Consider the following 22767-nt stretch of genomic DNA (forward strand, 5'->3'; position numbering starts at 1 on the left):
GGCGGCTGTTTTCGCACTCCGGCACGGGAACCGGGGTGATGAAAACTTGGAAAGTACAATAGCCCGTGCAAACGATTGCCCTTCACTTTCTGGAATGGGTGCTTTTTTTTAGGCCGGATTGTGCTGACCTTCGGCCCCCGCAACGCCCCGCTATGCCCGGCCGTAGCGGTTCACTTCCTTCTAAATCTCCATGTCCTTCCAGTTCAAACCATACGCTCCCGCCGCCCGCTTCAAGTCGCAGGCCGCCTATTTTTCCATGGAATTCGCGCTGGATCAGGCCCTCAAAACCTACTCCGGTGGTCTGGGCTTCCTGGCGGGCTCGCACATGCGCTCGGCGTATGAGCTGAAGCAGAACCTGATCGGAATCGGGATGCTGTGGACGTATGGCTACTACGACCAGGGCCGCAACGAAGACCAGACCATGCGGGCCGATTTCCGGCACAAGTCCTATTCCTTTCTCGAGGATACCGGCCTGATCTTCCCCGTCACCATTCACGGCGCGGAAGTGCAGGTGAAAGCCCTGTACCTGGCCACCGACACGTTCGGCACGGCCCCCATGTTCTTCCTGACGACCGACATTCCCGAAAACGACTACATCTCGCGCACCATCACCCACCATCTCTACGATGCCGACACGGCGGCGCGGGTGGCGCAGTCCATCGTGCTGGGCACGGGTGGCGGCAAGCTGCTCGACCTGCTCGACGTGCAGGTAGACACGTATCATCTCAACGAGGGCCACGGCCTGCCGCTGGCGTTCTATCTCTACGAAAAGCACGGCCGCAAGCTGGAAGAAGTGCAGAAGCGCCTGGTTTTCACCACCCATACGCCTGAGCTGGCCGGCAACGAGGAGCACCCCATGAAGCTGCTCACCGACATGACCTTCTTCGGCACCGTGCCCGCCGACGAAATCCGGCGCGTGGCCCGCGTGGAGCCCAACGACATGCTGAGCTACACGCTCACGGCCCTGCGCTTCTCGCGCAAAGCCAACGCCGTATCGAAAGTACACGGCGTCGTGTCGAATGAAATGTGGGGCCACAACGAGGGCATCTGCCCCATCATCCCGATTACGAACGCCCAGAACGGCACCTACTGGCGCGACAAGGCCTTGCACAAAGCCCTGAAGGCCGACAACGACAAGGCCCTGAAGGCCCGCAAGCGGGAGCTGAAAAAGGACCTGTTTGATCTGGTGGCCGATCAGACCGGCACCCTGCTCGACCCCGACGCGCTGACCGTGGTGTGGGCCCGCCGCTTCGCCGGCTACAAGCGCGCCGACCTGATTCTGCGTCATTTCGAACGGTTCGTGCAGCTGGTAACTAACCAAGACCGGCCCGTGCAGGTGATCTGGGCCGGCAAGCCGTATCCGAAGGATTACGGCGCTATCGGCATGTTCAACGACATCATTCAGAAGACCAAGCACCTGAAAACCTGCGCCGTGCTCACCGGCTACGAGCTGGGCCTCTCGGCGGCGCTGAAAAAGGGTTCGGATATCTGGCTGAACACCCCGCGCTTCCCCCGCGAGGCCTCCGGCACCAGCGGCATGACGGCCGCCATGAACGCCAGCGTGAATCTGAGCATCCCCGACGGCTGGATTCCGGAGTTCGTGCGCCACGGCGAAAACGGCTTCCTGCTCCCGCTGGCCGAGCTGAACGAGGCTGAGCACACAAAGGACGACCTGGAAGCTACCGGCGTGCTGGACGTGCTGGAAAACGAAATAGTGCCGCTGTACTACGGTCAGCCCGCGCAGTTCCTGAGCATCGCCAAAACCGCCATGCGCGAAGTAGAGCCCGAGTTTGAGTCACACCGCATGGCCACGGAGTATTACGAGAAGATGTACACGGTTTAGAGAGTTAGAGGCTAAGAAGCTAAAAAGCTCCCCTCCTTTTTTCAAGGAGGGGTTGGGGGTGGTTCCGTCGTTGAACGACAGCTAGTACTAGATAATCGTCTGACGACTTTTAGCTCTAGCTGAACCACCCCCAACCCCTCCTTGAAAAAAGGAGGGGAGCTTAGTTTTTAGCCGCCTAGCCTCTAGTTTCCCAGCACTCCGCTCAGCACGGCCCACACATTATTCGCCAATATCTTCTGGCCCTCAGCATTCGGGTGCACGCCGTCGGGCAGGTTCAGTTCGCGGCGGCCCAGCACGCCCTGCAGCAGGAAGGGCACGAAATCGAGGCTGTTCTTGTCGGCCAGTTCGCGGAACAGGGCTTTGAACTCGGCGGCGTAGTGGCCGTACTTGTGGCCGCCGAAGGCACTTAGGTCGAAGGGAAACTCCAGACCCACCAGCACGATGCGGGCCCGTGGGTATTTCAGGCGCACCTGGTCGATGATGGCCTGCAGGTTCTGAGTGGTTTCGCGGACGGGGATGCCGCGCAGGCCGTCGTTGGCCCCCAGCTCCAGCACAAATACATCGACGGGCTGGCGGGCCAATACGCTGGCTACGCGCTGCCGGCCGCCGGCGGTGGTTTCGCCACTCACGCCGTAGTTCAGGGCTTTGTAGGGCAGCTGCAGCGAGTCGATGCGGGCTTGGAGCAGGCTGGGAAAGGCGGCACTGGCCGGCAGCTGATAGCCGGCAGTGAGGCTGTTGCCGAAGAAAATGATGTTTTGCATACGAACGGGAGAAGCCAGGGCGGGCGAAGCAGCGCGGGCCGGCGCTGCCCCGGAAGAGCCGCCGGACTGGCAGCCGACCAGCACGCCCAGACTGAGAAAAAAGAAGGCTAACCGCATGGCGCGAAAAAAGCGGGCAGGTGACAAAGGCTCCGCCGTATACTGCCCCGGCCGGGCGCGGGTTAGCCACGCTGGCCAGCCGGCTCCTGGCGGGGCGCGGACACGAAGCGGAAAGCCGATGCCCGGCGAAATCCTGGGCGCCCCTAAACTTTTTTGCCGGCCTCAGGCTTTATCTTTACGGGCCAGATAAGAATCATTCTTAGCTGCTGACCTTAGTTCATCTACCAACCAACCCGTTTCCATGTCCGTCACGAAAGCAACCGACGCTGATTTTCAAGAACTTATTGCTGCCAACGAGAAAGTGGTAGTGAAATATTACGCCGATTGGTGCGGCAATTGCCGCCTGTTCTCGCCCAAGTTCAAGCGCATGGCCGAGGCGGAGCAAAACCAGGCAGTAGCCTTTCTGGATGTGAATGCCGAAACCAGCCCCGAAGCCCGCAAGCTCGCCAACGTAACCACGCTGCCCTTCTTCGCCATTTTTCAGAATGGCCAGCTGCTCGATACCGTTTCGGCCAGCAAGGAAGAAGCCGTGGCTGAGCTGATTGGCAAGCTCCACCTCAACTAAGCCCCGCCCGGTCATGAAAATACCTGCCATCAAACGCCTGGTCGAGTCGCAGACGCTGCCGAGCCTGCTGGAGGCCGAAGAAGCCCTGCTCGACGAGCGCCAGCCCGACTTTGAGGTGGAAGGCGAGGATGAAGGCGAGCAATTGACCCACATTTTCGCCGCCATCTTCATTCTGAATCATCAGAAGGACCACGGCTCCGAGTTCAAGGATGCTCTGCGCGAATACACCAAAAAAGTACGCGTATCGATTAGCTAATCAGATAGTTGTCAAAAAAAGAGGAGCCCCGTGGGGCTCCTCTTTTTTTGTGCTATCAGGTGGCCTCGGCTACATGCGGGCAAAGTGCGTGGAAGCGGTTTTCAGACCTTCCTCAGTACACAGCCCGCGCATGTAGTACAGGTACACGCTGCGGAAAACCTCGGCCACATCGTAGCGGCTGGGCGGAAAAATCTGCTCATTGAGCACCATATACAGCTGTTCGATGATGATTTTGCTCACCAGCGCGATGTTGATGTCGCCGCGCAGGGTTTTCTGCAGGATGCCCTCGTTCAGCAGGCTATGAATCTGCGGGTACGAATACTCGGCCAAGTGCTGCTGGCCCATTTCCCAGGCCCGCGGATAGTGGTGGATCAGGTCGGCGAAATAGTCGGGCGAGGTGACTTTGCGCAGGTCGCGGATGCCCATTTCGAGTAGGCTCAGCAGCCGGGCCACGGCATTATCGACGCGCTGGAATAGCTGCGCGTGCTCGGCTTTTTGCCGGCTAATATCGTGCTGCGTGACTTGCAGCACCAAGTCCTCTTTGTCCTGAAACATTTCGTGGAAAGTGGCCGGCGACACATCCAGCGCGCTCATTATCTGCTCCAGCGAAATGTTGGTGATGCCTTTGGTTTGAAAAATTCGGAGAGCTTCTTCCAGCAGCGTATCGCGTAAAGTTGAGGTCATAGCAAAAGTGGGTGGGAAAGCGGGGCGATAAAACTAGCGAATTAGCCAGCCCAATCCGAAGAAAAACAGCAGCTGTAACAGGTACACAAACGGGGCCAGCGGGTTGCGCTTCACAAAGTCGGTGCGGTTGAAATATACCTGTAGGATCAGGGCAATGGCAAACCAGCCCTTGAAGTTCTGCAGCGGAATACGGTTGAACTGCCAGCTCCAGAAATCAAAGTGCACGGCCACGGGCTCAATGCACAGGTCCATACCCACCATAAGCACAGCGGCCGCTAGGGCCCGCACAAAGCCGGGCGCGGGCAGGTAGCGGGCCAGAATGCCGGTCATGTACGTCAGCAGCAGCCAGTTGAGGCCAATGATAAGCGGCACGCCCAGCCACTTCACGCCCAGCGTAGCGCCGTACTCATACACCCCAAACAGCCGCCCGGTCCGAATGCCCACCACCTCCACGAAGAAGCCCACGGCCATCACCACCACGCAGAATGTGACGAACATGCCCCGCCGGTCGGGCTGGAAAGCCAGCAGCAGCGCGGCCGTCAGCAGCAGGTTCAGGGGCACAAACTGCAGGTAGAAGCCCGGATTCTGCGAAAAAGTCAGCCCCAGAAAGCCCGTACCGTGAAACAGCAGCAGAATGCCCTGCGCCACGCGCAGCCGGCGCTGCTGATTGGCCTCGGCCACCGGCGGCACGGGCAGGTCTTGGGTCGGGTCGGAAAAAGGCATTGTTGAAATGCTGAATTTTTAATGTTGAAGGGTAAATGGCCTGGGCGGTTCTGCCTTCACTCTGAAAAAATAGGGCACTGCAAGCAGCTGCCGCCAACGGATGTAAATCGGCAAACTACTTCATTACTCAGCATTTACCCCTTAACACTCACAATTTCAGATCAGCTCGGCCACGATTTTGGCGGAGAGCAGGCACAGCGGGATTCCGCCGCCGGGATGCACGCTGCCACCGCAAAAGTACAGCCCCTGCAGCTTTCCCGAAAAGTTGGGGTGCCGCAGAAAAGCGGCCAGCGCGTTGTTGGAGCTACTGCCATACAGTGCCCCCCCAAACGACGACGTGCGCTGCTCAATGCCGCGCGGGTCCCAGACGTGCTCGGCCTGCAGCAGCGGCTCCACGGCCACGCCCAGCGTGCGGCTCACCTTGTCCAGTACGGCGCGGCGGGTGGTTTGGATGAGCTTGTCCCAGTCCTGGCCCTCGTTGTGAGGCACATTCACCATTACAAACCAGTTTTCGTGGCCGGCCGGGGCGTCGGTGGACGTTAGTTTGGAGGTGATGTTCACGTACACCGTGGGGTCGGGGCTCACGGTTTTCTGCCCGAAAATGGCCGCGAATTCCTGCCGGTAATCCTCAGAAAAAAAGATGTTGTGCAGGCCCAGCTCCGCAAATTCGCGGGCCACGCCCCAGTAGAAAATCAGCGCCGAAGACGAGCGGGGCTGGCGGAGGGTGCGCTCGGGCGCGGGCTGCGTGGGCAGCAAGCGGCGGTAGGTGGGCACCACATCCATGTTGCTCACCACCAGCCCAAAGTCGTACACATCCTGCTCCGTCCGCACGCCCGTTACTTGCTTGTCGGCCGTCAGAATCTCCAGCACCGGCTCGCTGTAGCGGAATTTTACGCCCAGCTCCTCGGCCAGCCCTACCAGGCTTTGGGCAATGCTGTAGATGCCGCCTTCGGGATAAAACGCCCCGATGCCGTGCTCCAGGTGCGGAATCAGGCTGAGCGTGGCGGGGGCCTGGTAGGGGTCGGAGCCGTTGTAAGTGGCAAACCGGTCGAAGAGCTGCACCAGCCGCGCATCGCGGAAGGCGCTGGCGTGGCGCTGGTGCATGGTGCCCGTGAGGCCCAGGCCCGGCAGCGCCGCCACGGCCTTCAGCACATCGGCGCTGAAGTAAGTGCCCGCCTTGTGCAGCGACTTGTGCAGAAACGTGCTTTCGGTAGCCGCGTAGGCCCGGCCGCTGCGGCGCAGAAACCCGAGCACATCAGCAGCCGGCGTGCCCAGCTTTTCTTCCACTTCCCGCGCAAACTTTTCTTTATCGGCCCAGGCCGTGAGGCGGGTGCCATCGGCGAAGAAGTACTGCGTAATCGGGTCGAGGCGCTGGTAGCGGAAGTGGTCCTGGGGCTCACGCCCGGCCAGCCGGAACAGCTCATCCACCAGCGCGGGCAGCGTGAAGAGCGAGGGGCCGGCATCGAACCGGTAGCCGCCGGGCAGCGAAAACTGGTGCATCTTGCCGCCAAACGTATCCTGAGTCTCAAAAACCGTGACGGCGTGGCCCTTCAGGGCCAGCCGCACGGCCGTGGCAATGCCGGCAATACCGGCCCCAATGATGGCGGCGGGCTGTTTGGGCGCGGGGCTTCGTTTTTTGGTCACGAGGTACTAACAGCGGCGAAGGGAAGCAGTTTACTCCACCGCCAGCACCAACCCCTTCAGATACGCACCCTCGGGGTGAAACAGGCTCACCGGATGGTCGGCGGGCTGGGTGAGGCGGTGTAGGATGCGGGCGGGGCGGCCGGCCTCGATGGCGGCGGCCAGCACCGCACCCTCAAACAGCTCGGCCGACACCACCTGCGAGCAGCTGAACGTGAACAGCAGTCCGCCCGGCGCAATCTGGCGGATGCCGGCCGCGTTCAGGCGCTTGTAGCCCATCAGCGCGTTGTGGCGGGCCGAAAGGTGCTTGGCAAACGCCGGTGGGTCGAGCACGATGAGGTCGTATTGCTCCTGGCTGCCTTTCATGAAGGTGAAAACGTCCTGGGCGAAGGCCTCGTGGCGGCCGGCGGGGGCACCGGCTTCCTCGGCCAGCGTGGCGTTGCGGTCCGTCAGCTCGATGGCACGCTTGGAGCTATCCACTGAATGCACCAGCGCGGCCCCAGCCTGCAGAGCGTAGGCGCTGAAGCCGCCGGTGTAGCAGAACGTATTGAGCACCCGCCGGCCGGGGGCGTAACGGGCCAGCAGCTGGCGGTTGTCGCGCTGATCGATGAAAAAACCGGTTTTCTGGCCCGTTTCCCAATCTACGGCGAAGGGCTGGCCGTTTTCGTGTACAATGTGCTCGGAGCCGGTGCTTTCGCCGAAGAGGTAGCCATTCTGAGCGTCGGGGGCGGCTTTCTGGGGCACGGTTTCGGCGCTCTTGTCATAAATGGCGCGGAGCTTATCGCCGAATACGGCCCGCAGCGCGGCGGCAATCTGGGGGCGGGCGTGGTACATGCCGGCGCTGTGGGCCTGCACCACGGCCACGTCGCCATACACGTCAATGATGAGGCCGGGCACGCCGTCGCCCTCGGCGTGAGCCAGGCGGAACACGTCGGTGTTGCCGTCGCCGGTAAGGCCTAAGTTCTGGCGCAGTTGGTAGGCATTGCGGATTTTGGCTTCCCAGAATGCGGCATCGGGCGCGGCGGCCTCCGGCCCGAAAGCCAGCATGCGCACCGCAATGGAGCCGGGCGCGTAGTGGCCCATGCCCAGCACTTCGCCGTTGGAAGCCTGCACGATGACGATTTCGCCCTCCTGCGGCTGCCCCTGCATCCGCCCGATGGCCCCCGAAAACACCCACGGGTGCAAACGACGCAGGGAATGATCTTTACCGGGTTTGAGCGTGACGATGGCAGCCATGAGCGAGGGAAAAAGTAAAAGCGGACGGCAAAGGTAACCCCCGGATTTTTCGGATTCGCCGGCGCGGGCTGATTTTGTGGTCGTCCGCCTACTGAAACGGGTCAAGATAAGCCACCAGAATAGCCAGCGCCGCCAGGCCCGCCAGCACCGCCCACACCGGCCCGCCCCAGATCAATAGGCCCAGCAGGGAAATCGGCAGCACAATCAGCCCCAGCACGCCCAGCACAGTGGTACCCAGTCCTACTTCAGTGCGGTGCCAGGGCGAAACCGCCGCCTGCTTCGCTGCCGGCTGCTTAAGCAACGCGGCTGGTTGTATTGAGCGGGCGGTATGGCTCTGAGTGGCAGTGGAAACCACCAGCCGCCGCACCGGCAACCCATGCAGCTGGGGTATCCGCGCGGCGCGGCGCAACGGTGCAATTGGTGTAGGGATATACTCAACAATCGGCTGTTGACGGGTTGCCGCTACCAATAGAGCTACCGAATCCGAGGGCGCTGCCGGACGGTGAGCGGCTGCTGTGGGAGCGGGCCGGAATTGGTAGGCTACCCGGCTGGTGCCGCAGCCACCCAGCAGCAACAAGGCCAGCAAAGCGGGGAGTAAGCGCGAAAAAGGCCGCACGCGGCGGGCAGGAGTAGCAGCAGGAAGCATAGGCAAAGCCAGAGAAGCAGTACGAAGCCCGAAGGCAATGAGCCCGTATACGGCAATGCGCATCTTCGCGCTGCCACCGCCGATATCAGCCCGCATCAGCCCGCCCGAATACGCGCCGGTAAATCGGCTTGCGCCAGGCAAACTGCGCCCACATAGCCGGGTACAGTAGCGCATTCAGCATAGGCGAGGCCGTGCGAAACTCAATGGCATCCACAATGACGCTGCTGCCCTGCGGGCCCGGCTCAATAAGATGGCGGTGTCGCCAAAAGCGCAGCGGCGCGGGCAGCTGCTGGCCTTCATCCACAAAATAGAGCGTACCGTCGGGCCGCTGGCCGTGGTCGGTAATCAGGCTAGTCCAGCGCTGAGTAAGCGGGCCGATGAACAGCTCGATTTCGACCTGGTCGCCGCGGCGGCAGCCATCGAAGCGGTGCAGCTTGAACTTGGGGAAGGGCGGAGCCAGGGCCAGAAACAGTTCCCGCGTGAAGCCAGCCATAACTTGAGCGGGCGGCTGCGCCACGGGCGTGCGGAGGGTGAGGTACATGACGGCCTAACCGCCCGAAGCCGGCCAGGGTTATCAGATGGCCCATAAAGCTCGCCTACGCCTCCTCGCTCTGCAATTGCCGCTCATACAGCGCCCGATACAACCCATCTTCCTGCTGCATCAGGGCCTCGTGGGTGCCGTGCTGCACGATCTGGCCATCGTCGAGCACCAAAATTTCGTCGGCGAGCTTCACCGACGACACGCGGTGGCTGATAATCAGGCTGGTGCGATTGTGCATGATGCGCTGCAGGCTGTTCAGGATGGCGTTTTCGGTGTTGGTATCCACCGCCGACAGCGAGTCGTCCAGGATCAGAATTTTGGGCTCCTTCACCAGGGCCCGCGCGATGCTCACGCGTTGCTTCTGCCCGCCGCTGAGCGTGATGCCCCGCTCGCCGAGCTTGGTATCGAAGCCCTCAGGAAAGCGGATAATGTTGTCGTACACGTTGGCATCGTGGGCGGCCTGCTGCATGCGCTCTTCGGTGGGGTGGTCGAGGCCGAAGTTGATGTTGTTGCGGATGCTGTCGGAAAACAGAAACACATCCTGGGGCACGTAGCCGATCTGCTCGCGCAGGGAGTTCAGCGAGAAGTCGCGCACGTCCACGCTGTCCACTTTTATTCCGCCGGCGGTAACGTCGTAGAGGCGGCAGAGCAGGGCGGCAATGGTGCTTTTGCCCGAGCCGGTGTTGCCGATAACGGCCAGCGTCTGGCCCGGCCGGATGCGGAACGATACGTCGCGCAGGGCCTGAATGCCGGTGTCGGGGTAGGTGAAGGAAACGTGGTCGAACACGATGTCGCCCTGAATTTCCTGGCTGATGTTCTGCCGGCTCACAATGTCCGTCTTCTGATTCATAAACTCGTTGATGCGGGCCTGCGAAGCCTCGGCCCGCTGCACCAGGGAGCTGGTCCAGCCCAGCGCCGTGACGGGCCAGGTGAGCAGGTTCACATAAATCAGGAACTCGGCGATGCTGCCCGTGGTGATGGTGCCGCGAATGACTTCCTGCCCGCCCACCCACACCGTGACGATGGTGCTGATACCAATCAGAAACAGAATCAGGGGAAAAAACAGGGAGTTGACGAAGTTCAGGCTCAGCGTTTTCTCCCGGTAGTTGTCGCTGGCCCGGATGAACTGCTGATGCGAGTCGTCTTCGCGCACAAACGACTTGAGCACCCGGATACCCGAAAAGGCTTCCTGCACAAAGGTGGTCATGGCGGCCAGCGAGCGTTGAATCTCATCGGACTTGCGCTCAATCAGGTTGTTCACGTAAAAAATGCTCACGCTCAATACCGGCAGCGGCAGCAGCGTGTAGAGGGTCAGCTTCACGTTCACCATCAGCATGAGCGGCACGATGAGCAGAAACAGCAGCACCAGCTGCAGAAAGTACATGATGGCCGGCCCCATATACATGCGCACCCGGCCCACGTCCTCCGAAATGCGCGACATCAAATCGCCGGTATTGTGGCGGCGGTAGAAGCTGAGCGGCAGCGACTGGTAGTGCTGGAAAATCTCGTTTTTCTGGTCGTTTTCGATGAGCCGGGACATGACGATGAGCGTCTGGCGCATGAAGAACAGAAAGATGCCGCGCAGCAGCGCCATCGTCACGATGAGCAGGCCGTAGAACAGTACGCTGCGCCCGAACAGCGAGTACACGCCCTCCTGGGCGCGGGTGCCGGCGAAGAGGTGATACAGGTCGATGCCCTCGCCCACCAGGTCGAAGGAATAGCGCACGATCTGGGCCGGAAAAATGGCCAGCAGCGTGCTCAGGGCCACGAATAGCACCCCGCCGAGGAAATGCCACTTATAGCGAAAAATATAGGGGTCGGTAGCAGCTAAAGCACGCACAGAGTCGGAGTTGGAGCAGATTGGGAGGCCGGGATTATTCCCCCGGATACGGGCCTGGCCAATGGCCGGCTAGGAAAAATTGGGTACTTTTGCACCCGGATTGGGCAGGCCATGCAGCCTGCCTGCCAAAGATACAACAACCTGTCCTCCCCAAATTCCCACCCTTTTCCTAATTCTTCTCCCGAATGGTTGAAATCAAAGCGCTGACCGATACGTCGGTCTTCGGTCAGATTGCCGAGCATCAGCACGAGCAAGTGGTATTCTGCCACGACCACGAAACCGGGCTGCGGGCCATCATTGGCATCCACAACACGGTGCTGGGGCCGGCGCTGGGCGGCACCCGCATGTGGCACTACGCCTCCGATGCCGAGGCCCTGAACGACGTGCTGCGCCTCTCGCGCGGCATGACCTACAAGGCCGCCATTTCGGGCCTGAATCTGGGCGGGGGCAAAGCCGTGATTATCGGCGATGCCAAAACCCTGAAGACCGAGGCGCTGCTGCGCAAGTTCGGCCGCTTCGTGAAAAACCTGAACGGCAAATACATCACGGCCGAAGATGTGAACATGACCACCAAGGACATGGAGTACATCCGGATGGAAACCAAGCACGTAGCCGGCCTGCCCGAAAGCATGGGCGGCAGCGGCGACCCGTCGCCGGTAACGGCTTTCGGCACTTATATGGGCATGAAAGCCGCCGCCAAAAAGGCGTTCGGTTCCGATAGCCTGGCCGGCAAGCGCATTGCCGTGCAGGGCGTGGGCCACGTGGGCACCTACCTGCTCGAATATCTGCAGAAGGAAGGCGCCAAGCTGGTGTTGACCGACTACTACGAAGACCGCGCCTTGGAAGCAGCCACCCGCTTCGGGGCTAAAATGGTGGGCCTCGACGAAATCTACGACCAGGACGTGGACATTTACTCGCCCTGCGCCCTGGGGGCCACCATCAACGACGACACCATCGGCCGCCTGAAGTGCCAGGTGATTGCCGGCTGCGCCAACAACCAACTGCAGAACGAGAACGTGCACGGCCCGGCGCTCGTGGAGCGCGGCATCGTGTATGCCCCTGATTTCCTGATCAACGCCGGCGGCCTGATCAATGTGTACTCGGAAGTGGTGGGCAGCAGCCGGCAGGGCGCGCTCAACCAGACTGAGAAGATTTTCGACATCACCACCCAGGTACTCAACAAGGCCGAGCAGGAGGGAAGCCACCCGCAGGCCGCCGCCACCAAACAAGCCGAGGAGCGCATCGCGTCCCTGGGCAAAGTCAAGTCCACTTACTAAATGGTGATTTAGTGATTTAGTGACTTAGTGAGTTTGATGTTCGGTTTGCTTCAATAGCGCAAACTGAACATCAAACTCACTAAGTCACTAAGTCACTAAATCACTAAATCAAAGAAAGAATGCTCAACCGTCGCACGCTCCGCATTAAGGTTATGCAGGCCCTGTACGCCTATCATCAGGCTGTCGGGTCCGATTTTATGCTGGCCAATGACCTCATTGCGGAGGCTTTTGCTCCCGACCTGAACCTGCCCGAAGCCCAGGACCGCAAGCTGCTGAAAGGCCAGCAGAAGCTGGCTGAGGCCGTGTTTAAGGAGTGGCACAAGGCCGGCAGCGCCGCCGAGGTGGAAAAGCAGGACGACCGGGAAGTGAACGAGGCGGTGGCTGAGGCCATCAAGTATTACCAGAAGCAGAAAGCCAAGGATGCCACCTTCTACGGCGGGCAGATGGTGCACGGCGCGGAAAGCATTCATAACCAATACATTCACCTGCTGAATCTGCCCGAGGCGATTCTGCGCGTGATTGAGGAGGAAAAGGAGCGCGAGGCCCGCCGCTTCACGCCTTCCAAGGAAGAGCTGCCCGATACCACGCGCTTCGAAAACAACGTGGTGCTGCGCAAGCTCATCAGCAACAAGCAGCTGCAGGACCTCACCATCCGCCGCTCGTTGAAGTGGACCGGCACCGAGGAGCTGGAAGCGCTGCGTAAAGCCTGGCGCACCGAAATCCGGAACGATGCCGAGTTTCAGAGCTACCTGGCGGCCCCGGCCGGCAACTACGCCGAGGATCAGGAAATCCTGAAGCACTTGTATAAGACCTACGTCTTCAAAGGCGAAAACCTGCCGCTGCAGATTGAGGAAGACGACCTGAACTGGGAGGAAAACCGCTCGGTGGTGAAAAACCTGGTGCTCAAAACCATCAAAATGCTCGACGAGGCCGCCACCGAGGAGCTGGAGCTGATGTCGCTGTCGGCCAACTGGGTGGATGACAAGGAGTTTGCCGAAACGCTGTACAAAGAAACGCTCAAGGCCGACGAAGGCTACGAGAAGCTCATTGCCGAATCGACCCAGAACTGGGACGTGGAGCGCGTGGCCCTCATCGACAAGATCATCCTGAAAATGGCCCTCTGCGAGATGCACCTCTTCCGCGACATTCCGGTGAAGGTGACCATCAACGAGTACATTGAGGTGAGCAAGCTCTACAGCACGCCCAAAAGCAAGCAGTTCGTAAACGGCATTCTGGATAAGCTGGCCCAGGACCTGACCGCCAGCGGGGCCATCCGCAAATCGGGCCGCGGTTTGCTCGACAACCAGTAAACCCTATTATATTGGGAAGGCAACCCGCTCAAGTGGCCCGCCGTTGAGTAAGTTCCGCCCCCAGTCCTTTCTAAAAATTCCTCCACGCCACGATCTTCGCCTTATGGGTAGCAAAACCACTACCGGTATTCTGTGCTTCGCAGGCGGTGCCCTCACCGGGGCCGCCGTTGGTCTTCTGTTTGCGCCCGAAAAGGGCCGCGAAACCCGCAGCTGGCTCAGCTATCAGCTCGAAAAGTACCGCGAGGTGCTCGCCGACCTCACCGAAAACCTCGTCACCAGCCGCGCCGACGGCCCGGCCTCCACGGCCAAGAGCGAAGGCCAGCGCGTGATTCAGGAAGCCAAAAGCAAAGCCGAGCAGCTGCTCGGCGACGTGGACCAGCTCATCAACCAGATCAACTCCCGCAAGACGACCTGACTAGAATGTGCGAGATGTGAAAATGTGTTGAATGTGCTTAGCGAAGAGTGAAAATAGCTTTTCCAACGCACATTCAGCACATTTCTATTTCCACGGCCTACACCGTGGCCCGGTCATTTCTCACATTCAGCACATTCACGACACATTTTACACATTACCACTAGAATGCATACCATCACCCTCATCCCCGGCGACGGCATCGGGCCCGAAATCACGAAGGCAGTACAGGCCATTTTTACGGCCGCGCAGGTGCCCGTGCAGTGGGAAGAGCAGAACGCCGGCCAGACCACCTTCGACCAGTCGGGTGAGCTGATTCCGCAGGCCCTGCTCGACTCGTTGGAGAAGAACCGCGTGGCCCTGAAAGGCCCCATCACGACGCCCGTGGGCAAAGGCTTCCGCAGCATCAATATCACGCTGCGTCAGAAATACGACCTCTACCAGAACGTGCGCCCCGCCAAAACCACCGAGGGCATTGCCTCGCGCTATACCGGCGTGAACCTGGTGCTGTTTCGCGAAAACACCGAAGGCCTGTACTCGGGCCTGGAAGTGTATGATGAGCGCCTGGGCATTTCCGACTCCTTCAACCGCATCACGGTGGAAGGCTCGCGCAAAATCTGCCGCGCGGCCTTCGCCTACGCCGCCAAGCACGGCCGCAAAAAGGTGACGCTGGCCCACAAAGCCAACATTCTCAAAATGGCGGGCACGCTCATGCTCAACGCCTGCAAGGAAGCCGCCCTGGAGTTTCCGCAGATTGTGTTCGAAGATAAAATCATCGACAACATGTGCATGCAGCTCGTGAACAAGCCCGAGCAATTCGATGTCGTGGTGACCACCAACCTGTTCGGCGACATTCTCTCCGACCTCTGTGCCGGCCTCGTGGGCGGGCTGGGCGTGGTGGCCGGGGCCAACATCGGCGACGATATGGCCATCTTTGAAGCCGTGCACGGCTCAGCCCCCGACATTGCCGGCCAAGGCAAAGCCAACCCCACGGCCCTGCTCCGCTCGGCCCTGATGATGCTGCACCACCTCGGCGAGCACACCCACGCCGACCGCATCGAAGCCGCGCTGGACGCCACGCTGAAGACTCCCGAAAAATGCACCGGCGACCTGGGCGGCAAAGCGTCGACCATGGAATTTGCCCAGGCCATCATCGATAAGCTGGCGTAGGCCCTTGAATACGTAGCCCGTCGGCCGGAGGCGCAGCTTCCGGCCGACGGGCTACGTACTTTTTGGCGGCTTAGCCTTATCTTTAACAGTCCAATGGCCCCTGACCGGCCGTTTTATTCTCCTCTTATGAAACGTACTCTCTTTTCTGCGCTGCTGGCCGGCATCGTTCTGCTGGGATCCTGCACCAACGACAAAACCGCTGAAGTAGGCACCGACGGCATGAACGCTGCCGCCACCACCGCCAGCGATGCCGCCAACCCGACGGTAGACAACCCGAACGTGGCCAGCGAAACCGAAACGCCCAACCCGAATGCCCCGGTGATGACCTTCACCGAAAGCGAATTCAACTTCGGCGACATTCAGCCCGGCGCGGTGGTAAAGCACACGTTCAGCTTCACCAACACCGGCAAATCGCCGTTGCTGATCGAAAACGCTACCGCCTCCTGCGGCTGCACCACCCCCAACTGGACTAAGGACCCTATTGCCCCCGGCGGGAAAGGTACCATCGACGTGCAGTTTGACAGCCACGGCAAAACCGGTTTGCAGAACAAAGAGGTATCGGTGCGGGCTAACACTCAGCCCAACATCACGCCCATCGTCATCAAGGCCAACGTGCTGAGCGACGGCGCGGCCGGCCCCGTGAAGTAGCCGATACCGCCCGGATTTTTGTCATTCGGCACCCGTGAAGGACCTCGCCTGCCCTACTATTCTGTGGCGGGAGGGGTCCTTTGCCGGCTCCGGATGGCGGTTGTTTTCTTACTAATTCTCTCCCTCCATGCTCTCTACCCTCTTGTTGCAGGCCCCGGCCGGCGAAGGCTTCACCTCCCTGCTGTTTCCGGTGGCCATTGCCGTCGTTGTTTACTTTTTCATGATTCGCCCGCAGCAGCGCAAGGCCTCGGAAGCCAAGAAGTTCCGGGAAGGCATCGCCAAAGGCACCAACGTGGTAACCATTGGCGGGCTGCACGGAAAAGTGGTCGAGGTGAACGAGGAATCCGTTATCATTGAAGTAGATAAGGGTACGCGCCTGAAATTTGACCGTACGGCCATTGCCCGCGAAGTAGCCCCAAAAGTGGCTCCCGCTCCCACCAACTCGTAACGTCGGCCTGAACGCCGCCTTGCCGTGCTCACATACACCTCCCGTCTGCTGCGCTGGTTCATCAGCCCGTTCTATGGGCAGGAGCGGAGCTATTGGCGGGCCATCACGGCGTGTTTTCTGGCGGCCTCCACATTCTGGCTGCTCAATGCCCTGAACAAAACCTACACCACGCGCATCACCTACCCGTTGCAGTGGCGCTACGATTCGGAGCGCTACATTCCGGTGCGGCCCCTGCCCACGGAGGTGGCAGTGAACGTGACGGGCCGGGGCTGGAAGTTGCTGCGCAAAAACCTGCTGCTCGATGTGCGGCCGGCTGAAGTGCGGCTGGGCCGGCTGCCCGCCACGCGCTTCGTCACAGGGCAGTCGTTGCGGCCGGCGCTGCAGGCGGCCATGGAGAATCTGCAGTTCAACTACATTCTGAACGACACGCTCTGGGTGGAATTCGACCGGCTGATTACGCGCCGGGTTCCGCTGGGCCTGAGCCCCAATGCCGACGGCTCGGCGCTGCCCTACGCGGCCGTCTTCACCCCCGAAAGCATTGCCTTTCGCGGCCCGGCCGCTACCGTAAACCGGCTGGCCAGCCCCTACCCGGTGCATTTGCCGCAGGCCCCAGCCGGTAGCAGCGAAGGAGCCATGAGCGTGCCCATCGGCGGCCCGGCGCTGGTAGAAACCAACGTGCAGGATGTGCGCGTGCGCCTGCAGCCCCGGCCGCTGGTCACGCTGCCGGTGCGCGTGGTGCCCGAGCTGCACGATTTTCCCGACAGCCTGCGCTTCCGCCTGCGGCCCGCCACGGTGCAGGTGCAGGTACAGTGCTTTCCCGAAGACACCGCCCGCCTCGACCTGAGCCAGGTGCGCGTATTGCTGCACTACGTCCAATTTCGCGGCTCCGATTCCAGTCTGCAGCCCGTGCTGACCCAAACGCCGCGCCTGGCCCGCGGCACCCGCATCTTAACCCCCACCGTGCGGGTTTCACAGCGGTGAGATAGTGAGGTGGTGAGATAGTGAGATAGTGAGTTTGATGTTCTGGTGGCGCCGAATGCGCTATCTGCGCCGTTTGCGCCACCAAAACATCAAACTCACTATCTCACCATCTCACTATCTCACCATCTCACCATTTTACTATCTCACCAATGTTGCGCATCGGAATTACGGGGGGAATTGGGTCGGGTAAAAGTGTGGCGTGCCGCCTGTTTCAGGTGTTGGGGGTGCCAGTGTACGACGCTGATTTCCGGGCCAAATGGGTAATGGCGCACGATGCGGCGCTGCGGGCGGAGCTGGTGCAGGCATTTGGCCCCGACACCTTCGACGCGGCCGGCAACCTCAACCGCGTATATCTGGCCAAAGTCGCGTTTGCCGATCCGGCCCGGCTGGCGCATCTCAATGCGCTGGTGCATCCCTACGTGGGCCGCGATTTTGAGCAGTGGGCCGAAACGCAGCGGCAGGCCGGCCACACCTATATAGTAAAGGAGGCCGCGCTCCTTTTTGAAGCCGGCTCTCACCGCCAGCTCGACCGGATTATCACGGTATTCGCTCCCTTGCCCGTGCGCCAGGCCCGCGTGCTGCGCCGCGACCCGCACCGCACCGCCGCCGACATTCTGGCCATTGTGGGCAAACAGCTCAGCGAGGAAGAAAAGATGCGCCGCGCCGACTACGTGCTGCACAACGACGACCAGCTGCTGCTCATTCCGCAGGTGCTGCAGCTCGACGCGGCGTTTCGGGAAGGCTTAGCCGCCAGCCGCCAGCCCCAGTTGTAAAACCAGCGCTTCAGCCCTATTTGATAATCGGGCTACGCTCAAACACGCGGTTTTCGTCAAACAGCTTGCGGTAGGTAATGTGGGTTTTGCAGATGCGCGCCCCCATGGACCGGGTGACGGCCAGCATCCGGGGGTTGAAGTCGCCAATCCAGTTCATTTCGATATCCGTGTAGCCGGCGGCAATCAGTTGTTTATGCGAGTGCCCCAGCAGGGCCGAATCAACCCCCTGGCCCTGGTAAGCCGGAGCTACGCCGTAGATCAGGCCAAACATGCGCTTGGGTTGGCGACGGTTGAATTTGTACCGCTCCCACAAAAACCGCAGCTTGCCCAGCAGGCCAAAAGTGCGGCCCACATGCTTGAAAATCTGATTCAACTCCGGCAGGCTCAGGAAAAAAGCAATGGGCTCCTCCTTGTGGTAACCAAACCAGAGCAGCCGTTCGTCCAGCACCGGCATCATCTGCTGCACCAGGTCGCGCGCTTTTTCCAGCGACATCGGATTCACCCCGGAATGATTGGCCCAGGCCAGATTATAGACGTGGTGAAAATCAGCGGCTAGCTTGTCGGGGTCGCGGCGGCTGGCGTGGGCAAACCGGAACTCCGGCTTTTCCCGAGTGTAGGTCTCCGCAATCTGCGCGAAGCGCGGGTGCAGCGGCTCCGTCACGGAGCGGTAACAGGTGTACTGCTTGAAGTACGTTTGAAAGCCATAGCTCTCAAACAGCTGCTGATAATACGGCAGATGATAGAACATGCCGTAGTTAGGCTCCGTGAAACCTGCCACCAGCAGCCCCCAGAACCGGTCCCGCTCCCCGAAGTTAATCGGGCCATCCATAGCCGCCATGCCCCGCTCCATCAGCCATGCCCGACACGCCTCAAACAGCTGATTGGCAGCGTCTTGGTTATCAATACACTCGAAAAAGCCCATGCCCCCCACCGGCAGCGCAGAATCTGCCTGGGGCGTAGAGGTGTTGATAAAGGCCGCCACCCGCCCGATGACCGTGCCCCCGGCGTCAGTCAGAATCCAGCGAATAGCCTCGCCGTGCTGGAAATTGGGGTTTTTAGCCGCATCAAAAACACTTTCTATCTCGTGGTCCAGCGGCGAAATCCAGTTCGGCTGGTTCCGGTACAATTGAGTGGGCAAATCCAGAAACTGACGAATCTGACGGGGTTCGGCAACAACAAGCAGCGGCATAGCAAGAGTAAAAGCAGACAATGAACAAACGCGCAGCAACGAAACGGGGCAGCCTGTTCGCCCGGCAAAGTAAGCCGGATTGAGAGTGGTAAGGTAAAGTGGCCTGCCAGCAAACCTCAACGCCGCTCAAATACGGATAGAATCTTCATGCCGTTTACCTGAATAAAATGGACCTCACGTCCGACAGAGGTAGGATAAGGACCAGGATGCCAGCGGTACACGGTAAGAAAGTAGTCGGCTTTCTCAGCTGGGGTGAACAACAAGCGGGCCCGTTCCGCCGGTGGTAGCAGCAGGCTATTGTTATGCAACACCAAAGCTGCCCGCGCATCGGTTCCCACCCGGATGTGCGCTCTGCTATCATGCGCCAGCACCCACTCCAATCCTTCACGGCCCGCCAGTCCCCAGTAATCGCGCTCAAAAAGCCGACGAGCTAGCGGACCCGGCAGCGCGCTGAAATAAACGTTCTGATACGGATGGTCCTGCACAATTCGAAAAATAGTGTGCAATATGCTGGTCATCAACATTAATATTCCCACCAATGCTAGCCGCCCTTGGCGAGTTGAACGGCTGGCGTAGCGCCAACCCGAGACAGTTGCTCGCATCCCCAGGAGCACAAACGCCGGATAAATAAAGTAAAGATGCCGCCAGCCATCGTAGAGAACTGAACGCAGAACTATAACGGCTAGCAGAGGTCCAAAAAACCACGCTGCATACAGCAAATCTTGGCGACCAGTGCGGGTGCGCAGCCACGTTAGCGGATGGCTTAGGGCAGCATGCAACAGCGTACCAGTACCCACCAGAAACAGCAGCGAGTACATAATGGGCGTGGTAATAAACAGCCACACGGGTACATAGTGCCACGGCAGTGCCCGCACCGAAACCTGCCGGCCCCAGTACTGCACCGTCATATCAGACCGGTATCGGCTAAAGCTTTGAAAGGCTTCCAAAAAATGACCTATTGGATTTTCCCATAGATAGGGCCAGCCTAACACTACCACAGTCGCTGTCAGAACCATATAGACGGCCACCGCTCCGGCAAACCGTCTCCACAATATTGGACGATAGCATATCTCCAGGCCCACAAAGCCGATAGTGAAGCCCAGCAGCAGTACGCCCATCGTGCGGACATCAATAGCGGCTCCGGTAGCACAGGCGTGTAGCAGTGCCATTCTCCACGAAGGACGACGCAAAAGCTGAGTTAGCGTGTACATCCCGCAGACAAAAAACGCCAGGAAAACCAGGTCTTTGTAGTTATAAAACGCCTCAGCAAAAAAGCGCGGCGACAGCATCAACACGGCTGCTCCCAACAAGCCGACTACCCAGCTGCGGAACCGTTGCGCCGTCAGTCTGTAGAAAATATAGACTCCGGTCACAAAAGTGAAAAATGTGACCAAGTGCCGCAAAAAGTACACATCCCGCGAATCGTGCGCTCCAGCCAATCGTTCCAGTACTAGTAATGGCAACTGAAAGATAACTCCATGGTCGGTATCTTGATTGTCGCGCATATCTGGAATAAGAGCGAAATTAGGCTCACGCCGGGCTAGGTCGGGAGCCAGTTTCAGCGCCACATACTTCAGGCTGATAATGCCATTCAACCGGTCGAGCTGTTCGTCCCAAGGCAAACCATAGTCGCGGTGCAGCAAAACGCCCAGTACCAACAGTAGCCCAAAAAACAAGCTGACCGATAGATACTGCAAACGAACAGAAAAAAAGCGCATAGGCAGATACAAGCACAAAAGCGGCAACATTAAGGATAGAAAGGTACTACGCGCGTCGGCTAGTTGTACCCCATACTTACCAACATTAGCCACTGTTGGTCCTATTGACCTCCCTATTAGCATTCTCTCTCCCTTATTTAAGGAGTAATTTGCAGGATCGTGACGCATGCGGTTTGATCCGGTGCGTTATTGGCACCTTTAGAGAACCATCAGTTGTGCCCCGGTTTGCCTAATATTTGTACCCGTGATCAAAACTCTTCCTCGTTTTTTCTGGCCGCTGGCACTTGCACTAGCCATGCTGAAGCTGGGGCTGATGCTCCATCTGAATCCCGGTCTCGAGTGGAACTATGACGAGCGCCGCAATGGTCGCATTGCCGACAACTACCTGGCCGGCCGTGGCTACACCAGCCTCGACCCTGAACGCAACATCATACGTCCCGACGCATTTCATGCCAGCTTTCCGGTTTTCGTCTATATCGGTTGGCAGAAAGCCGGTTTGCCTAAACACTATTTCACGCTACTAGTTTTTGTATTAAGTACCGGTTTATATATACTAGGCGGTCTATATGTTCAACGCACTTTGGCTTATTTCGGTGTAGCGCCACCACTCAGTTGGGCTGCTGGGCTGCTTTGGTTGCTGTGCCCTTCCAACGTATACTATATAGGAGCCTACATGTGGTACGAGAATATCGCGCTGCCCCTGCTGATTCTAGTAGTCTACAAACTGATTCGCCTCTTAGACGGGCGTATTCTGTTATGGTCCGACGCGGTTCTTATTATAGGATCGGTCGTGCTGTCTTGTCTGCTACGCGGGTATTTATTGGCTGTATACGGTATCGTTTTCTTCATATGGGTGCTGCTCGCTGTTCATGCCGCTAAGTCCTCAGTGAGTCGCAACACCATCTTGGCAGTAAGTGTCGCACTTGCTCTGCTACTGGCACACCTGCCCATCCTGCAGAAAAACCATCGACTTTTTGGAGTCTACATCTTAAGCAATCAGGCTGGCTTCGAGCTTCTACAAGGCCACAACTCCATCACCCAAGGCCGTTTTATGTTCGATTGGGATGAGCGAACCAAGCCATTTGATCAGTTTGTGCGCGTCTACATTCCAGATTTAGATTCGCTGAATCAATATGAGGAAAGTCAAGCGCGGGCTCAACTAGCCATAAAGTGGGTTCTAGCTCATCCCGCTGAGGAGCTAATCCTATGTTTACGCAAAACAGCTCTCTTTCTATCGCCTGAAAATTTCATTGCTGATGCCCCTCGTACTACATATAATGTATTTACGGCCCTCATATCACTAGCGTTCCTTGTGTCCTTTACGTTAGTAGTCAGTAACTTCCGCAACTTAACCTTTCAGCATTATGATATGCTCCTGCTTGGGCCCATTATAGCAGTATGGTTGCTAAGCCTATTCTTCTTTGTCGGTTTCCGCTGGCGCTACTTCGCCGAGCCAAGTATGCTTATGTATCCTATACTTATATGGCAAAGATTGCAACGCACTGACAATTAATATCTTTTCAAATATTGATCAAACACACTGCCACAGGATAAGAAATTGTCTTCAGGGCATCAGATGAATAAGATAAGAAGATAACACAGACGGATTGAAATGCCGGACAGAAGAAAATAATGTCAGAGAATTGACAATCTGACAATACCTGTTACTTTTGCACTCCCAAACCGAAACGCGGTAGGGCACGTTTCCTGGATTTCGCCTTCTTTTCGGCACAGGGCTCTGCGGAGTCACCCGAAAAAAAGTTTTGGCCTGAAATAGGAAGTCTGGAAAAAGTACTCGTACCTTTGCAGCCCGCTTCAATCGGAGGCGGGTCTGAGGCGGCGGAAACGCCGAAAAGCGGAAAAGAAATTTTCTGCTTGTCTTGGAAAAAGCGAAAAGCTAGTTACCTTTGCACCCCGCTTACACGAGGCGGTTGCGCAAGAGGAAAAAGACTTCCAACTTTTTCTTGCGATTAGTAAAAAGGTTTGTA

The 22767-nt window shown here is 58.8% G+C and carries 22 protein-coding genes; 12 read left to right on the forward strand and 10 right to left on the reverse strand.

Annotated elements, in window-relative coordinates; translation table 11 throughout:
* The first annotated feature begins 190 nt into the window (after positions 1-190).
* Complete coding sequence (gene glgP, locus BUB62_RS02890; protein ID WP_073105851.1) at positions 191-1843, forward strand: alpha-glucan family phosphorylase; 1653 nt, start codon at positions 191-193, stop codon at positions 1841-1843.
* A 182-nt stretch (positions 1844-2025) separates the two neighbouring features.
* Here glgP and BUB62_RS02895 read toward each other — a convergent pair whose 3' ends face one another.
* A complete protein-coding gene (locus BUB62_RS02895) occupies positions 2026-2721 on the reverse strand; it encodes an arylesterase (protein WP_317041371.1) in 696 nt (231 codons plus the stop codon).
* Positions 2722-2962: 241 nt separating this feature from the next.
* Between BUB62_RS02895 and BUB62_RS02900 the strand changes: the two genes are divergently transcribed.
* Together BUB62_RS02900 and BUB62_RS02905 are read left to right on the forward strand one after the other, a co-directional pair.
* Entirely contained in the window at positions 2963-3286 is a 324-nt protein-coding gene (locus BUB62_RS02900) for a thioredoxin family protein (RefSeq protein WP_073105853.1), read from the forward strand.
* Positions 3287-3299: 13 nt separating this feature from the next.
* Complete coding sequence (locus tag BUB62_RS02905) at positions 3300-3542, forward strand: DUF6952 family protein (RefSeq protein WP_073105855.1); 243 nt, start codon at positions 3300-3302, stop codon at positions 3540-3542.
* Positions 3543-3611: 69 nt separating this feature from the next.
* Here BUB62_RS02905 and BUB62_RS02910 read toward each other — a convergent pair whose 3' ends face one another.
* From BUB62_RS02910 to BUB62_RS02940, 7 genes are all read right to left on the reverse strand, one after another.
* Positions 3612-4226: a TetR/AcrR family transcriptional regulator gene (locus BUB62_RS02910; RefSeq protein ID WP_073105858.1), complete on the reverse strand. Its 615-nt coding sequence runs from the start codon at positions 4224-4226 to the stop codon at positions 3612-3614.
* Positions 4227-4259: 33 nt separating this feature from the next.
* Positions 4260-4949, reverse strand: a complete 690-nt coding sequence (locus BUB62_RS02915; RefSeq protein ID WP_073105860.1) for a carotenoid biosynthesis protein — start codon at positions 4947-4949, stop codon at positions 4260-4262.
* Positions 4950-5105: 156 nt separating this feature from the next.
* Entirely contained in the window at positions 5106-6593 is a 1488-nt protein-coding gene (gene crtD, locus BUB62_RS02920) for a 1-hydroxycarotenoid 3,4-desaturase CrtD (RefSeq protein WP_073105862.1), read from the reverse strand.
* Positions 6594-6623: 30 nt separating this feature from the next.
* Positions 6624-7826, reverse strand: coding sequence for a class I SAM-dependent rRNA methyltransferase (locus BUB62_RS02925; RefSeq protein WP_073105865.1), 1203 nt, complete (start codon positions 7824-7826; stop codon positions 6624-6626).
* A gap of 88 nt (positions 7827-7914) precedes the next feature.
* A complete protein-coding gene (locus BUB62_RS18895; RefSeq protein WP_143163995.1) occupies positions 7915-8472 on the reverse strand; it encodes a hypothetical protein in 558 nt (185 codons plus the stop codon).
* A gap of 85 nt (positions 8473-8557) precedes the next feature.
* The gene (locus BUB62_RS02935; protein WP_073105870.1) at positions 8558-9013 is read right to left on the reverse strand and encodes an SRPBCC family protein; all 456 of its coding nucleotides are present in this window, start codon (positions 9011-9013) and stop codon (positions 8558-8560) included.
* 55 nt (positions 9014-9068) lie between these two features.
* Complete coding sequence (locus tag BUB62_RS02940; RefSeq protein WP_073105872.1) at positions 9069-10853, reverse strand: ABC transporter ATP-binding protein; 1785 nt, start codon at positions 10851-10853, stop codon at positions 9069-9071.
* A gap of 185 nt (positions 10854-11038) precedes the next feature.
* On the opposite strand from BUB62_RS02940, the gene BUB62_RS02945 reads away from it, so the two are divergent.
* From BUB62_RS02945 to coaE, 8 genes are all read left to right on the forward strand, one after another.
* A complete protein-coding gene (locus BUB62_RS02945) occupies positions 11039-12130 on the forward strand; it encodes a Glu/Leu/Phe/Val dehydrogenase dimerization domain-containing protein (RefSeq protein ID WP_073105874.1) in 1092 nt (363 codons plus the stop codon).
* 119 nt (positions 12131-12249) lie between these two features.
* Positions 12250-13440, forward strand: a complete 1191-nt coding sequence (gene nusB / locus BUB62_RS02950) for a transcription antitermination factor NusB (RefSeq protein ID WP_073105876.1) — start codon at positions 12250-12252, stop codon at positions 13438-13440.
* Between the two features lie 103 nt (positions 13441-13543).
* Positions 13544-13855: a YtxH domain-containing protein gene (locus tag BUB62_RS02955; protein ID WP_073105879.1), complete on the forward strand. Its 312-nt coding sequence runs from the start codon at positions 13544-13546 to the stop codon at positions 13853-13855.
* A gap of 165 nt (positions 13856-14020) precedes the next feature.
* A complete protein-coding gene (locus tag BUB62_RS02960) occupies positions 14021-15022 on the forward strand; it encodes an isocitrate/isopropylmalate dehydrogenase family protein (protein WP_073105881.1) in 1002 nt (333 codons plus the stop codon).
* A 126-nt stretch (positions 15023-15148) separates the two neighbouring features.
* On the forward strand, positions 15149-15670 hold the full coding sequence (locus tag BUB62_RS02965; RefSeq protein WP_073105883.1) for a DUF1573 domain-containing protein: 522 nt from the start codon (positions 15149-15151) through the stop codon (positions 15668-15670).
* 127 nt (positions 15671-15797) lie between these two features.
* Positions 15798-16118 (forward strand): preprotein translocase subunit YajC, encoded by a 321-nt coding sequence (gene yajC / locus BUB62_RS02970; protein ID WP_073105885.1) that lies wholly within the window; start codon positions 15798-15800, stop codon positions 16116-16118.
* 24 nt (positions 16119-16142) lie between these two features.
* Positions 16143-17099, forward strand: a complete 957-nt coding sequence (locus BUB62_RS02975) for a YbbR-like domain-containing protein (protein WP_073105887.1) — start codon at positions 16143-16145, stop codon at positions 17097-17099.
* 149 nt (positions 17100-17248) lie between these two features.
* Positions 17249-17872 (forward strand): dephospho-CoA kinase, encoded by a 624-nt coding sequence (gene coaE, locus BUB62_RS02980; RefSeq protein ID WP_073105889.1) that lies wholly within the window; start codon positions 17249-17251, stop codon positions 17870-17872.
* Positions 17873-17888: 16 nt separating this feature from the next.
* On the opposite strand, the gene BUB62_RS02985 is transcribed toward coaE, so the two are convergent.
* Positions 17889-19061, reverse strand: coding sequence for a hypothetical protein (locus BUB62_RS02985; protein WP_073105891.1), 1173 nt, complete (start codon positions 19059-19061; stop codon positions 17889-17891).
* 116 nt (positions 19062-19177) lie between these two features.
* Positions 19178-20779: a hypothetical protein gene (locus tag BUB62_RS02990; RefSeq protein WP_143163996.1), complete on the reverse strand. Its 1602-nt coding sequence runs from the start codon at positions 20777-20779 to the stop codon at positions 19178-19180.
* Between the two features lie 244 nt (positions 20780-21023).
* Here BUB62_RS02990 and BUB62_RS02995 point away from each other — a divergent pair, with 244 nt between their 5' ends.
* Positions 21024-22292 carry a hypothetical protein gene (locus BUB62_RS02995; protein ID WP_143163997.1) on the forward strand — a complete coding sequence of 423 codons (1269 nt, stop codon included), beginning with the start codon at positions 21024-21026 and terminating at the stop codon, positions 22290-22292.
* The last annotated feature ends 475 nt before the right edge of the window (positions 22293-22767 follow it).

This window comes from Hymenobacter daecheongensis DSM 21074, assembly GCF_900141805.1.
GTDB lineage: Bacteria > Bacteroidota > Bacteroidia > Cytophagales > Hymenobacteraceae > Hymenobacter > Hymenobacter daecheongensis.